This is a genomic window from Siphonobacter aquaeclarae, assembly GCF_900103285.1.
Classification (GTDB): domain Bacteria; phylum Bacteroidota; class Bacteroidia; order Cytophagales; family Spirosomataceae; genus Siphonobacter; species Siphonobacter aquaeclarae.
Window position 1 is genome coordinate 129,355 of record NZ_FNGS01000006.1, and the last position, 14,709, is coordinate 144,063.

11 protein-coding genes are annotated in these 14,709 nt (G+C 51.1%); all 11 read left to right on the forward strand.

Going from position 1 to position 14,709, the window contains the following annotated elements:
• The first annotated feature begins 224 nt into the window (after positions 1–224).
• The 11 genes from BLR09_RS16455 (at position 225) to BLR09_RS16505 (ending at position 14,641) form a co-directional block, all read left to right on the forward strand.
• Entirely contained in the window at positions 225–3,425 is a 3,201-nt protein-coding gene (locus tag BLR09_RS16455) for a DUF5689 domain-containing protein (RefSeq protein ID WP_093204599.1), read from the forward strand.
• 99 nt (positions 3,426–3,524) lie between these two features.
• Positions 3,525–4,673: a T9SS type A sorting domain-containing protein gene (locus BLR09_RS16460; protein WP_143011122.1), complete on the forward strand. Its 1,149-nt coding sequence runs from the start codon at positions 3,525–3,527 to the stop codon at positions 4,671–4,673.
• A gap of 223 nt (positions 4,674–4,896) precedes the next feature.
• The gene (locus tag BLR09_RS16465) at positions 4,897–6,342 is read left to right on the forward strand and encodes a sialate O-acetylesterase (protein WP_093204604.1); all 1,446 of its coding nucleotides are present in this window, start codon (positions 4,897–4,899) and stop codon (positions 6,340–6,342) included.
• Between the two features lie 181 nt (positions 6,343–6,523).
• Positions 6,524–7,279: a BamJ family beta-barrel-assembly machinery protein gene (locus BLR09_RS25875; protein ID WP_093204607.1), complete on the forward strand. Its 756-nt coding sequence runs from the start codon at positions 6,524–6,526 to the stop codon at positions 7,277–7,279.
• A gap of 70 nt (positions 7,280–7,349) precedes the next feature.
• Positions 7,350–9,497 carry a carboxy terminal-processing peptidase gene (locus BLR09_RS16475; protein WP_093205328.1) on the forward strand — a complete coding sequence of 716 codons (2,148 nt, stop codon included), beginning with the start codon at positions 7,350–7,352 and terminating at the stop codon, positions 9,495–9,497.
• Positions 9,498–9,620: 123 nt separating this feature from the next.
• Positions 9,621–10,367 (forward strand): NIPSNAP family protein, encoded by a 747-nt coding sequence (locus BLR09_RS16480; protein WP_093204609.1) that lies wholly within the window; start codon positions 9,621–9,623, stop codon positions 10,365–10,367.
• A gap of 143 nt (positions 10,368–10,510) precedes the next feature.
• Positions 10,511–10,888 carry a GxxExxY protein gene (locus tag BLR09_RS16485; RefSeq protein ID WP_093204612.1) on the forward strand — a complete coding sequence of 126 codons (378 nt, stop codon included), beginning with the start codon at positions 10,511–10,513 and terminating at the stop codon, positions 10,886–10,888.
• Between the two features lie 72 nt (positions 10,889–10,960).
• Positions 10,961–11,812, forward strand: coding sequence for a helix-turn-helix domain-containing protein (locus BLR09_RS16490; protein ID WP_143011123.1), 852 nt, complete (start codon positions 10,961–10,963; stop codon positions 11,810–11,812).
• A gap of 47 nt (positions 11,813–11,859) precedes the next feature.
• A complete protein-coding gene (locus tag BLR09_RS16495) occupies positions 11,860–12,252 on the forward strand; it encodes a hypothetical protein (protein ID WP_143011124.1) in 393 nt (130 codons plus the stop codon).
• 228 nt (positions 12,253–12,480) lie between these two features.
• A complete protein-coding gene (locus BLR09_RS16500; RefSeq protein ID WP_093204620.1) occupies positions 12,481–12,894 on the forward strand; it encodes a helix-turn-helix domain-containing protein in 414 nt (137 codons plus the stop codon).
• A 13-nt stretch (positions 12,895–12,907) separates the two neighbouring features.
• On the forward strand, positions 12,908–14,641 hold the full coding sequence (locus tag BLR09_RS16505) for a hypothetical protein (RefSeq protein ID WP_143011125.1): 1,734 nt from the start codon (positions 12,908–12,910) through the stop codon (positions 14,639–14,641).
• Positions 14,642–14,709: the final 68 nt, after the last annotated feature.

Consider the following 14,709-nt stretch of genomic DNA (forward strand, 5'->3'; position numbering starts at 1 on the left):
AGGTATCCCTCAGAATAAGTTTAGAGAAATTATACTTTTCCGATAAAGCCCCCGTTCGGCTCCTCCGCTGGTCCGGTACAGAAATAGGCATATACTAATATTTTCTAGGTATTATTGGAGAGGCGGCCTGAGTTCACGAATCCTTAATATAGATTAGGGTGAGCTGTTTCGCTGCCGAAGTAGCTTTGCATCACCAATCACAAACTAACAAATCACAAAACAGGATGAGGAAAACTCTACTTACCTTTTTGTATGCCATGCTGTGCTGTCTGCTCGCGGGAGTAGCCGGGGCACAGATTTCGCTGACGGGTAGTACCTATACCGAGAACTTTAATTTTCTGCCTTCTACCGGATCCCCGACTTGGCAGAATAATGCCAACGGAGATGGGGCCTCCACCTTTGGCAAGGTGGGCGTTTATGGCAGCCGGACCGGAACAGGTACGACTATCCTGACAGGAACCGGAAGCAGCAACTCTGGTGGACTGTACTCTTTCGGGACAGACTCTGACCGTGCTCTTGGTTCGATTGGTTCGTCCAATGCCGCTGCCGGCAATTTTGCTTATGCGCTTCGTTTTGTCAACAATACCGGCGCTATCGTAACGTCCTTTAACCTTTCCTACTACGGAGAGCAGTGGCGGGTCGCGGCGACTACACCCAATACTGCTACGTTTTCATACAAAACGGGTGCTTTTACCAGTGTTGATCCTGCTTCTGCGCTTCCGGCCGGGTATACCGCTGTTTCAGCACTGGACTTTACGTCGCCGGTGACCGGAAGTACCGCCGGAGCGCTAAACGGAAACCTGGCAGCTAACCGCGTCCTGATTTCAAGTTCCGTCAGCAATTTGCAGGTATTGCCGGGAGAGGAGATTGTCCTTCGTTGGTATGATCCCGATCACACCGGTGCCGATCAGGGACTTTCGATCGATGATGTAACCATCACGATAACGACACAGTCAGCTTCGACCCCGGTTCTTACGTCTTCTGTCGCTTCATTGACCGGCTTTACGTATGTCGAAGGCGCTGCGACGTCTCCGGCTCAGTCTTACACGCTTTCCGGTTCCAATCTTGCGGCCGGTCCGATTGTCGTGACGGCTCCCGCCAACTACGAAGTCTCGCATGATGGAACGACTTTCCAGGATACCCTCACTATTGTGTATTCCGATTCGACGCTCGCGTCGACGCCGGTATATGTGCGCCTTAAGCTGGGCCTGACCCCGGGTATGTACCCGCCGTCCGGTACGATCGCCGTGACCAACGCCGGCGGCTCCGCTTCCAAGGATGTTACCGTGAGCGGCGCGGTTTCTCCGGCTCCTACCGGCGACAGTCCCTGCGGTGCGACTTCCGTGTCCATTCTTTCAACCCGTAACGGAACCGTCGGCGGTACTTTTACCATCACCGGCCGTGTCACAGCGATTTTCTCTTCCACCAATATCTACATTCAGGACGCCACCGGCGGTATCCTTATTTATGACCAGAACGGTATTCAGCCGGAAGGTATCGCTGTCGGCGATGAAGTACAGGTAACCGGTGCTCTTGCTCTTTATAATACAGAGAAGGAACTGAAAGACCTGACTTGCTTCAAGAAGACGACGTCTGCCAACAGCCCGGTCTCTCCGCTGCTGGTGACAGCTGCCGAAATCTGCAACCACCAGGGTGAACTGATTACGCTGGATGAAGATGTGACGATTACGAGTCCGACCGGCGCGACCTTTGCTTCCGCCAACACCAACTATACGCTGAGCAACTCCCAGATCATGCGCGTGTTGGGTACGACCAACCTCGCCGGTGCTACCCGCCCGGCCGGTACTTTCAAGCCTACCGGCGTGGTGACGATTTTCAATAGTGTCTGCCAGATTCTGCCGCGGTCGACCGACGACGTACCCGGCTCTACCCCGATGGCGGGAGGAAGCTGCGGAACGGCGACCGTCGCCACCGATGAAAAGAAACTTGACGTCACCAACTGGAACGTCGAATGGCTCGGCAATACCGGTTTCGGTCCGACGAACGAAACCACCCAGCTCAACAACGTCAAGACAGTACTCAACGGCATTGGTTCCGACGTCTTCATGCTGGAAGAAGTGTGCAGCTATAACCCCGCAAATCCGGCGGATCCGTCGACGTCCTTCGGTTCCATTCTTCAGGGACTCAACGCTACGTTCCCTACGCGCCTGTACGCCGGCGAATGCTCCAACCGGTATTCCTACTCTGAAATCGCGAGCCCTGATCCCTTCGGCCAGCGGGTATGTATCATCTACCGGACGGACCAGATCACGAAAATCGCATCCCGCCCGATGCTGACCAACGCGGTCATTACCGGTTTTCCGACGGGTAACAACTCCCAGTTCTGGGCTTCCGGACGTTTGCCGTTCCTGTTCCAGGCCGATGTTAAACTTCAGGACGCGACGGAAGCAACGCGGATCAACTTCATCGTTCTTCACGCGAAATCAGGCTCTGATCAGAGCTCGTACGACCGTCGTGTGTACGACTTCAAAGTACTCTATGATTCGCTTCAGACGCAGTTTCAGTCTGCCAATGTGATCATGGGTGGTGACTTCAACGACGACGTCGATCAGTCAATCGCCGGAACCGGTCAGATTTCCAGCCTGAAGGCGTTTTTGTATGCGAACCCGACGACTACCAACATCAACGATACCCGCCCGAATGCCGGCTGGAATTGCGTCACGCAGGTATTTAGCACGGCCGGTTGCGCCAGCACGGCAAGCTACTCGGATTTCATCGATCACCTTTTTGTATCGGACGAAATCTCGAACCCCGCGCCGGGTGGCCGTACCCTGGCTACTTCCGTTGCCGTGAGTAATGTGGCCTCGCTGCGCCCGTCTGTCAGCGGATACGCTTCCAATACCTCTGACCACTATCCGACTGCTACCCAGTACAGCATTACCGCCGAAAACCCGACGCCGGTGACCTGGCTCAACGTTTCAGCGGAGGTTTCTGCCACGCAGCAGGTTACGGTACGCTGGAGTACTGCTTCCGAGCGCAATGCCAGCCATTTTGAAGTACAGCGCAGCAAGGACGCCCGGACGTTCGAATCACTCGGTACGGTAAAAGCCGGCAGTACGGTTCAGACCCGCAGCGATTATTCCTTTGCCGATGCCGCGCCGTTCGACGGCGTGAACTACTACCGCCTCAAGCAGGTAGATGCCGATGGCAAGACGGACTATTCCCGTGTGGCCTCGGTGGAAGTAACCGGTACCTATGCCGTGTCTCCGAACCCGGTTGGATCACGCATTGTCGTGACAGGTAAGAACATCGCCGGTCTCCGGTTGTTCGATCTCCAGGGCCGTCAGATCGGCCGGAGCGACGAAGCTTCGCTCGAAGCCCACAACCTGACGCCGGGCACTTATCTCGTTGAAATCCGCCGCACAGACGGTATTACTGTCCGCCGGTTGATTATCAAGCAGTAACGATTAAGTTTTTATAGTTTTTCCTTGGATTCCGGGGGGCTTTTATCGACTTTTGATAAGAGCTCCCCGCTCTTTTTCCCACCCTTCAACTAAAAAGAAATGATCAGATCACTACCAGTTTTCCTGGCGGGTATGCTGCTGCCCGTTTGCGTCGCTGCTCAGACGCTCGTTCAATGGAACTTCAATACGCCGGATTCGGATAACGCCACCGGGACGACGAGCCCGTCGACCGGAACGGGTACCATTCTGGCTGTCGGCGGGACGACTGCGCCGACCACGACCGGCTTCGGCCGCGGCAACTCCAACGGCGGATCGACTGACCCGGCGGCGGATGCGGACGACAGCGGCTGGCCGGTTTCCAATTTCCCTGTGCAGGGTACGGCGGATAAGACCGCAGGTATCGAAATCCAGGTGAGTACGCTGGGATATAATCAGATTACGGTATCATGGGATCAGCGGCACAGTAACTCGTCGCCGGCCAACCTGATTTTACAGTATTCGACCGACGGCGGAGCAAACTGGATTGATTCGGACGCCTTTGCCGCCAATGCCGGCGATACCTGGTTTAACAGCCGCACCAAAAGCTTCGCGGCTGTGACGGCGTTGAATAACAACCCGAACGTCCGTTTCCGGATTTTGGCAGTACTTTCCGGCGGCGCTTACGCAGGTTCAGGAGGAGCATATGCCACGACCGGCAACTGGCGCTTCGATATGGTGACGGTGACCGGAACGCCGCTGCCGCTGCCTGTTTCGCTGGTATCGTTCAGCGGCAGGGCGGTGGGAGAGTCGGTCTCGCTGGAATGGAAGACCGCTTCGGAAAAGAATAACAGCCATTTCGTGGTTGAGCGCGCTGTGGATGCCCGGACCTTCGAATCAATCGGTACGGTGCCGGGCCGCGGTACCTCGGCGGTTTCTCAGCTGTATCAGTACACCGATCGCCAACCCGAAGCCGGTGTGAACTACTACCGTCTCAGGCAGGTAGACGCCGATGGAACGGTTGACTACCTGCGGGTTATTTCCGTGGAAACCGCCGGCGCTTTCGACCCGTATCCCAACCCGGCTACAGACCGTGTGCAAGTGAAAGGAGGACGTGTTCGCGCGCTGATGCTGCATTCATTGCAAGGACAGCTCCTTGGCCGGTCCGACAGCCGCGAAATCGCCATTGGCCATTTGCCGCCCGGTGCATACCTGCTTCGTACTTACCTGGAAACCGGGGAGTTTGCCAGTCGTCTGGTAGTAAAAAAATAACGAATTTCAGTCAGATTACCGGAAGCCGGAGCGGGTACTACCTGCTCCGGCTTTTTCCGTTTTGGATGTGAACTGATGGAAAATGACAGTGAACGACCAGGTAAATATTGATTTAAGTTAAAATCGGTCAAACCTTTTGACAGTAACATCCGTAATTATTGCTACTCGTACTTATGTTTGTTTAGGCTACTTATCTCGATCCGTTCGCCGCAAACTCAGATTTATGACTTTCTTCAGGAAATTACTCCTGTTGCTGGCCGTATTGGCCGGCAATCTGTGTTACGCGCAGATTGTTGTCACCTATCCGGTTCCCCGGATTGTTGTGCAGCGCAATAACTCCAATCAGGCTTTGCTTTATGTTACCGGGCGCGTTTCCCAGCCGGCTGACAGAATGGAAATCCGGTTTATTCCCCGTGCCGGAGAAGGCGGCACTGCCATTGACTGGACCCTGCTTCAGAACCAGCCTACGGGTGGTATTTTCTATGGCGCTGTCACCGTCACCGGCGGGCGGTATGACCTGGAAATCCGGGCGATCAAGAACAATGCGGTCTCCGGAGCCGTCACCCGTGTAGAGAAAGTAGGAGTAGGCGAGGTATTCCTCATCGCCGGACACTCCAACGCGGCCGGCGGGTACAGCCCGACCATCGACTATGCCTATGGCGACCAGTACAAGGACCGGGTCAATACCATCCATGTCGGCGACTATTACGGAACCTGGGATAAATACTGGAACTCGGGAGATCCGTCGTTTCTGCCAAGTTTTCAGCCTACCCAGCTCTGTGATACCTGCGGAATCGCTCCGGGCGTGAGTATGCGCTGGTTCTGGGGACGGACAGGGGAACTGATTGTGAAAAATCTCAATGTTCCGGTATTGTTTTACAGTTCGGCGTTCGGTGGAACAAACATCGAGCAGCTCTATAAATCAGCCTATGACATACCGTTTGACCACGGTTTTGTGAAGTATGAATACCGGTTTCCCTATACGCACATACGGGCAGCGATCAAGAAGTACATTCCGTTTACGGGTCTCCGTGCGGTGCTGTGCGGGCACGGTGTGAACGACCGGAATAACTACGGGCAGGACTTCAAATTCCAGTATGAAAAAGTAATCGACAAGTCCCGGGAAGAAACAGGCTATCCCGACCTGGCCTGGATGGTGGCGACGGAGTGTTACATCAACGGCGAATGCTGGGGGCAATGGGCGCCGGGCAGCTCGGTCGAACGGCATATTACCCGGGCGCAGGACGAGCTCGTCGCGCAGAAACCGGAAGTATACAAAGGCGCGCAACTGAACCTGATTCTGAATGACGGCCGGAACGAAGATGCCCTGCACTTCAACCAGACGGGTCAGTCAAAAGCCGCAGAATACTGGCGGCAGGCGGTTATGAGTGAGAACAATCCTTCCAAAAACTTCCTAACGTCTTCCAAGCCGCTGATGGCGAAGGTACAGCCGCCGGTTATACCTGCTTTTAACATCGCTTCGGTGCAATCGGGTGATTGGGATAACGCTGCCACGTGGGACTGCAAGTGCATTCCGAGTTATGCGTCGACCGTCACTGTTAGCGCCGGCCATACCGTCGCGATCGATGGCAACGTCTTCGCCCGGAATATCATCAACCGTGGCAAGGTGGAGTATAAAACTAAGGCCGTCGTGCAGTTGAGCCAATAGATCGTTGGTTTCTTCGTTGTTTTCAATAGGTTTCTTCCGGGAGAGGTATCTGACAGGAAATTGTCGGATAATTTTTCCCGTTCATCATCGTTTACAGAAAGAATAGGAAGTAATTGCTATCTTCGTTTATTATTCTTTTGTCACTTCTAATTGACTGAACCGATCCGGTAACGTCCTTTTCATGAAAAAAACGAGTATCGCTGTTCTGCTGGCGGCTTTTTCCCTGCCGGCTCTGGCTCAAACCAAGAAACCCGCTCCGAAACCTGCTGTCAAGAAACCGGTTGCCGCTGTTGCTCCCTCCTTTAAAAGTCCGATGGACTCCGTGAGCTACGCCATCGGGATGGATATCGCCAAAAACCTCAAGAACCCTTCCCTCAGCAACCTGAATTTTGACCTCGTGGCCAAGGCCGTTCTGGATTCCAAAGCCGGAAAATTTGCATTGACCGACGCCGAGTACCAGAACTGCCTGACCAATTTCAGTCAGCAGATGCGGGCGAAGCAGGCAGAAGAGCAGGCCAAGACTCAGGCCGAAAATGCCAAAAAGTACGAACCCAATAAACTGGCCGGTGAAAAATTCCTGGCTGAGAACAAAACCAAGGACAGCGTCGTTACATTGCCGAGCGGTCTCCAGTATAAAGTTATCAAACTGGGAACCGGCGCCAAGCCGACGCTGAGCGATAAGGTTAAAACGCATTACCACGGTACCCTGATCGACGGCACGGTATTTGACAGCTCAGTGCAGCGGGGCGAACCGATCAGCTTCCCCCTCAACGGTGTCATTCAGGGTTGGCAGGAAGGGCTCCAGCAAATGCCGGTTGGTTCCAAATACCGGTTGTTTGTGCCTTATCAGCTTGCCTACGGAGAACGTGCGACGGGTTCCATCCCTCCATATTCAGTCCTGATTTTCGATGTAGAATTGCTCGACATCGAGAAATAGGCCGAACCAGTGTCCAGTCAGGAATGGACGTTTCAACGGCTGCGCGCCTTTAGATAACAGCAAGATGTCTATGAAAAGCTATTTGCTCGCCTTTGTGCCACTAGTGTTGCTGGGTTTTCAGCCGGAACATCCGATTTCGGCCCAGAAGCTGACATCCGATCAACCGGCTGTTCTGGTTCCCACCAACTCCCAAAAGGAAGTAGAGAAACTCGTTACCAGTATTCTCTCGTCCTACCATTACCGGCGCATGCCGCTTGATGATACGCTTTCCAATAAGGTATGGGATAATTACCTGAAAGAAATCGATAACGGCAAGGCCTATCTGCTGTCGTCCGACGTTCAGGCTTTTGAAAAATACCGGTACCAGATCGACGATTACCTGCAGGCAGGGAATCTTACGCCGGCGTACGACCTGTTTAACTTGTTCATGAAGCGGTTTCATGAACGTATGGCGTATGTGAAGAAGCTGACCGACAAGCCGTTCGACTTCACCAAGGACGAAACCTATGAGACCAACCGCGACAAGGTCTCCTGGGCGCAATCCCCCGCCGAACTGGACGAACTCTGGCAAAAAATCATCAAGAGCCAGGCGCTGGACTACAAACTCCAGGGCAAGGCGGATACTGCCATCAACCGGACGCTGAAAGACCGCTATACCAACCTCGAAAAGCAGTTTTCGAAGGTGAAGAGCGAATACGTCTTCCAGACGTTCATGAACTCCTTTGCAGAGGTCATCGATCCGCACACCAACTACATGGCGCCGCCGGATGCCTCGCGTTTCAAGGATGAAATGGCCCAGTCGTTTGAAGGGATCGGCGCCACGCTGACGCCGGAAAATGACTACACCAAAGTGCGCGAGCTCCTCGTGGGTGGTCCTGCGATGAAGAGCGGCCTCGTTCAGGTGAACGACCGCATCGTCGGCGTAGCCCAGGGCGAAGGCGGGCAGATGGTGGATGTGGTCGGCTGGAATCTCGATGACGTTGTCAAACTCATCCGTGGCCCCAAGGGCACGACGGTTCGCCTGAATATTCTCAAGGCGGATGCCGCTGCGGGTAGTCTTCCGAAAGAAATCAAAATCGTCCGCGACAAGATCAAGCTGGAAGAAGGCGTAGCCAAGGCGGAAGTCGTTCCGATGACCTTCGAAAAGAAAGAATACAAAATCGGCGTCATTACCCTCCCCGGTTTCTACCAGAACTACGAAGAAATGCGGAAGGGGGATAAGGATTATACGTCCACGACCCGCGACGTACAGCGTTTCCTCGATCAGTTCAAGGATCAGAAGGTGGACGGCGTAGTGCTCGATCTGCGCTACAACGGCGGCGGCTCGCTCGACGAAGCCATCAAGCTGACCGGCCTGTTTATCAAGCAGGGTCCTGTGGTTCAGGTGAAGGATGCGATGGGCCGGATTGATGTCGATGACGACACCGACCCCCAGCAGGTTTATGCCGGACCACTCGCGGTGCTCGTCAACCGCTTCAGCGCCTCGGCGTCTGAAATCTTCGCCGGCGCCATTCAGGATTACAAGCGCGGCGTGATCATCGGCGGTACGACGTATGGCAAGGGTACGGTTCAGCAATTGCTCGACCTCAACCAGTTCCTTCCCAAGGAGCCGGAAAAGGTAGGTCTGCTGAAGATGACCCGGGCGAAGTTCTACCGCATCACCGGTTCCAGTACCCAGCACAAAGGCGTGACGCCGGACATCGAACTTCCTTCCCGCTTCAGCGCCGAGGAGTTTGGCGAAAGCTCGCAGCCGACGGCCCTTCCCTGGGACCAGATCCGCTCGAGTACCTTCGTTCCGTATAACTCGGTGACGCCCGCAACGCTGGAAAAACTCCGCGAACGCTACGATCAGCGGTCTAAACTGGATACCGACCTGCTTCGCCTGAACTGGGAAGTAGCCGACTTCCAGAAGAACAAGGACAAGACCCTTGTCTCGCTCAACGAAGCGACGCGCCGCAAGGAAATCGAGGAGATGAAGAAGCGGAAAGAGGAACTGTCGAAGCTGAATGCGGGCAAAACAAACCCGTATGAAGTGGTCTTGCTGGGCGACAAGATTACCCAGCTCGGCGCGGCCGGCGGCGGAATGCCCGGCCAGGATGTGGCTTCGGCCAACACCCGGCAGAAAATGAAGGAAAACTTCATCGCCAAGTTCAAGGACGATGCCGAATTGAAAGAAACAACGCGGATTCTCGCGGATCTGATTTCGATCAAGCAATAGCCAATCACTGGTTCTGCAAGCCCGGGCAAATGTCCGGGCTTGTTTATTTTAATCCGGTTTCAATGACTTCTTCGGGAGAAGGGGATAAATTAGCCGCGTTGTTTTACCAAAACCTCTTGACCGATGCGCGCTGCATTACTTGCCCTGCTTTGTTCTACTATCTTTCTTTCCTTTACGATGACACCGCCGCCTGCTGATGGCCGCCTGTATGAAATGCGGGTGTACTATTCTCCTCAGGGAAAATTCCCGGATATTCTGGCCCGTTTTCGAAATCATACGACCAAGCTTTTCGAAAAACATGGCATGACGAACGTTGGGTACTTCACTCCGCTCGATAACCCGGATAGTTGCCTGATCTACTTCCTGTCGTACCCGAATAAAGCCGCGCGGGATTCTTCCTGGAAGGCTTTCGGCAACGATCCGGAGTGGAAGAAAGTAGTCGCCGAATCTGAGAAAAACGGAAAGATTGTGAATAAGGTGGAAAGCTATTTCCTCCACACGACCGACTATTCACCGGCGCTTCAGATTGATCAGAAAGGGAACCGGGTCTTTGAACTCCGTACCTATAAAACAACGCCGTATAACCTTGGCCTGCTGAATGCCCGCTTCCGGAATCATACCGTGAAACTGTTCGAAAAGCATGGCATGACGAACGTTGTTTACTGGACCCGTGACAATGCCGACGACTACCTCGTCTACCTGCTGGCGCATAAAAACAAAGCAGCCGGCCTGGCTTCGTTCGCTTCTTTTGTGAAAGATCCCGCCTGGGTGACAGCTAAAAGTGCTTCCGAAACGCTCGGCGGCGGTCCGATCACGGAGAATATCCGGTCGGTATATATGGTACCGACGGACTTTTCGCCGATGAAGTAATCGGTTTTCTGTTTTCAGTTGGACGGCCTGCGCAGAGCGCGGGCCGTTTTTCTTGTTTATAGGTATAATAAATTAGTGTACGGCATGGATAAATAGTGTTTTATATTCAAATTCAATCTCTATCCAACCCATTCGCATAGTCTATGACAGTCAATCAATTAAGCTTCCTCGTGCGGGGAGCGATCTTTACCGTATTCCGGGAGCTGGGCCCGGGCTTGTTTGAAAGTGTTTACCAGGCTGCATTGGCGTATGAACTTCGGAGTAAGGGACTTCTGGTAGAAGAACAGAAGCTTATCGGCGTTCAATACCGGGGAGTCGTTTTGGATCTGGGTTTCAAAGCAGACCTGGTGGTGGAAAACCAGCTTATCATCGAAATCAAGTCGGTCGAGTCGATTCACAATGTCCACAAAAAGCAATTGTTGACTTATTTGAGGCTTTCGCGGAAGAGGGTAGGCATCCTTGTCAACTTCAATGCGGCGGCAATTATCGACAAGGAAAGCCTGATCAGAGTCGTCAACTAATTGTCTGTGTAGTCTGTGAAGTCTGTGTGCTTTTTTTCTCACAGACTTCACAGACTACACAGACAAAATGCTGTGAGAAAGTCCCTTCTGGTTATTTACTTCGTATCCATGAACTACCAGCTCTTCCCCGTCTCCCCCGAACTCCGCCCCTGGATACGCTATTTCTGGAGCTACGACGGCTTCGGGGACGGACGGCTGCATATCAGGTCCTTTGCTGACCCATACCCGCGGCTAATTTTTCAGGACACGCGGGAGTATGCTCCGGTGGTCGATCAGGCCCGGGGCGTCATGCCCGTTGCCTACCTCAGCGGCATGGATACCCGGCCGACAAGCGCCTACTGGAACCGGCAGTTCTCTCATTTTGGCGTCAGCTTTTACCCGCATGCCCTGCCGGTATTCTTCGGGATTTCGGCGACGGAACTGGTCAATGAAATGCCGGCCCTGAGCGATGTCGACCGCCGGGGTATGACTTCCCGCCTCGCCGACGCCCGCAACCACCGCGAGCGGGTCACCCTCCTGAGCCGCTATTTCCTTGAGCGCATCCAAACGCCGGATGCCGTTATACAGGAAGTATTCGACCGCAATACCCTTGTTCTGGAAGGCCTGAAGGGCATTGCAGCGAGCCATCGCCTGTCGCTCCGGCAGGTACAGCGGCGGTTCAAGGACCAGGTGGGCGTATCGGTCCGGACGTACCTCAAGCTGCAGCGTTTTGAGCAGGTATTGCAGCAACTATCCGGCGCGCGCTTCGGCGACCTGACCCGGATTGCTTTCGAAGCCGGATATGCCGACCAGCCGCATTTCAACCGGGAATTCGCAGCGTTTTCCGGCCTGACGCCGTACCAGTTTCTCCGGGAGCAAACGATGGGCTCGGAGAGTGCATCGTTTATCTATGCCGGCGACGATGTCGTTTCGATTCAAGTTTGACGGGGCAGGGCAGCGCTACTTTTGCCCCGATCATTCCCGTAAACGCCATGAACCTTCGTTTTCTCCTGTTTTTTGTTGTCCTCCTGATGGGTTCCTGCAAGAAAGGCGCCGATACTCCGGACGGAGGCTATCCCAAAGAAGTCACGATCGAGTATAAACTGACAACGGTAAAGGGCAGCCTTTCGACCGCCGAGATGGTAGGCTACACCAACGAATCCGACGGCCGGACGACGCTCACGAACGTCTCCCTGCCGTTTAGCAAAACCATCAAACGGACCGTTAAATTCGGCGATATGCCGACGCTCTCGGTGTTTCACACCAATACCGGCGGCGCCTGCAGCATCAAAATGGAGATCCTGGTAAACGGCAAAGTAGCTAAAACCCAGACCGAAGAAACCACCGATCACCTCAACGGCGCCATGGTGTATCCTTTTGAATAGTTTCGCGTTCAACCCTTCCCACTATAGGCGGCCGCACACGACAAAACGTGTGCGGTTTTTTTGCGTCGTATCCCTGAAAATAGGGGGTAGGTCTTCGATTTTTTTTGACTCTTTTGAAGGCAGGAACCGCTTGCTAACTGCCTGCGGAGGTTGGGGAAGAATAACCGCACGTCTACCCGCCGCCGTTCGCCGGGAATGCTATCTTTGTTGGGTAACACCTATCCGACTATGTCTGAAAAACGCGTACACGAAGGGCGGAACGTCAAGCGCTTCCGCGAAATGCTGGGTATCAAACAGGAAGCCCTCGCCGCCGAGCTAGGCTCCGACTGGAACCAGAAGAAAATCTCCCTTCTCGAAGCCCGCCAGGCCATCGACGAAGACATCCTCCACGACGTTGCCAAGGTATTGAAGGTACCGACGGAGGCGATTAAGAATTTTGATGAGGAGCAGGCGATTAATGTGATCTCGAATACCTTTCACGAAAATGCCTTTATAGGTGTTTCCGGTGGTACTTACCATATTAATCCTGTAGAAAAGTGGATGGAGGCGCTGGAGGAGATTAAGCGATTGAATGCGGCGTTGTTGGAGGAGAAGGAGAGGTATATAGCGCTTTTAAGAGATATGAATAACGTTCGAAATTGAATGCCTGAGTAAAATGATAAGGAAAATCACTATTGAAAATGTAAAGGGCATATCTAAAAAGGAATTATCCTTAGATATAATACCTAATAAGCCAAGTATTTTAGTCGCGCCAAATGGCTTCGGTAAAAGTTCATTTGCTACTGCCTTTCGAAGAATGAATGGCAAGAGAATTAATTTATCTAAGAATGATTTTTTTAAAGAAGATGAAACTCTATCCCCCAGAGTAGAGTTGCTTATTAGGGATAGTAATGGACATGAATTATCTCTTGAGGCAACTAAAAATAGTAATTCAATATTTGAAAATATCGATGTTTTTGTGATACATAGTATGATAAGACCAAAAGGAATACGTACTCCGTTTGGCCCGGCAGCTGCCACACTTACTATAGATGATATAACTGTATTAAGGGGTATTCCTAAACGAGTTGAATATAACTATCGTATTAGTGAATTTAAAAAAAAATTTGGCAAAAATGGAAAAGCTTTAGATAACTTATCTGACCTACTAAAAGAAAATAGCGCATTAATTGAAAAAATTGGGGAGCTGGCTTCTGAGTTTAAAAAGCAACAAAAAGAAACTGAAAAAAAAATAGATAATTGTATAAAAAGAATAAATGAATTTTCCGGAAAAATATCCGAAGTTAAAGAATTTGTAAATGAAAATATAATTCAGGATTTTAAGTCTATAAAATGTATAGAAAGAACTAAAGATGTCCTTGAGAATTACGGATTAATATACTCGACAGAAGCTGAATATTATCTGAGTGCAGTCCAGATATTTTGGATATATTGTGAAGATTCAACTCTTTTCAAGAAAGTTAGTTTGTATCACCAATATGAATCGGAGAAAAAGCGTCTTAAGCAACTACTTGATGATTTTAATAGCTCATGGTTAGAACTAGAGTTGGAAGAGACGGAAAGGACTTTGGTTGTGCGATTTCCGGATGTCGTTCATATGTCAAATGGGCAACGAGATATCTTGTCCTTAATCGCTCTTTTATTGAAAGCTAGGATTCAGTTGAAAAAGAAAATAGCCGTCTTGATATTAGACGAAGTATTTGACTACTTAGATGATGCAAATTTGATTGCTTCTCAGTATTTTATTTCGAAATTTATAGACCAATATAAACTTGATGGAGGCGAAATTTATCCATTAATATTGACACATTTAGATCCTTATATTTTTCAAAATTATGTTTTTAGCAGCCAAAAAATATATTATCTTGATGACAGACCGTCAGATTATAGTCATGCAATGCTAGAACTGGTAAAGAAAAGAAATGAGATTCAAATAAAAGAAGATGTTTCTAAATATTTGTTTCATTTTCATCCAACTAGAATAAATAAAAGATCTGAATTTAAAGAATTAAAACTTAAAGAGACATGGGGAGAAGGGGATATTTTTTATACATTTATTTTTGAAGAATTGAGGAAATATATCTTAGGAGAAAAGTATTGTCCGCTATCAATTTGTTGCGCAATTAGAGTTAAAATAGAGAAAATTGTTTTTGAATCCCTTCCGAGTAATAGCGCAAAGAATGATTTTTTAGAGACAAAGTCAACACGAGAGAAATTAGACCTTGCTCGAGAAAGATACGGAATTTCTGTTTCCGAAACGTACTATATTTTGGGGATGATTTACAATGAACCTATGCATATTCGCCAAGGCGACTCGAGAATACCTGCCCTTGTAAGTAAGCTGGAAAATAAAGCAATTAGAACTATTATTAAGGAGGCCTTCGCGTAAAGAAATGTAGTTGAGAGCTATTCATATGTTGCTTGGCTACAGACAAATGGATAGCAATTCACTAGATA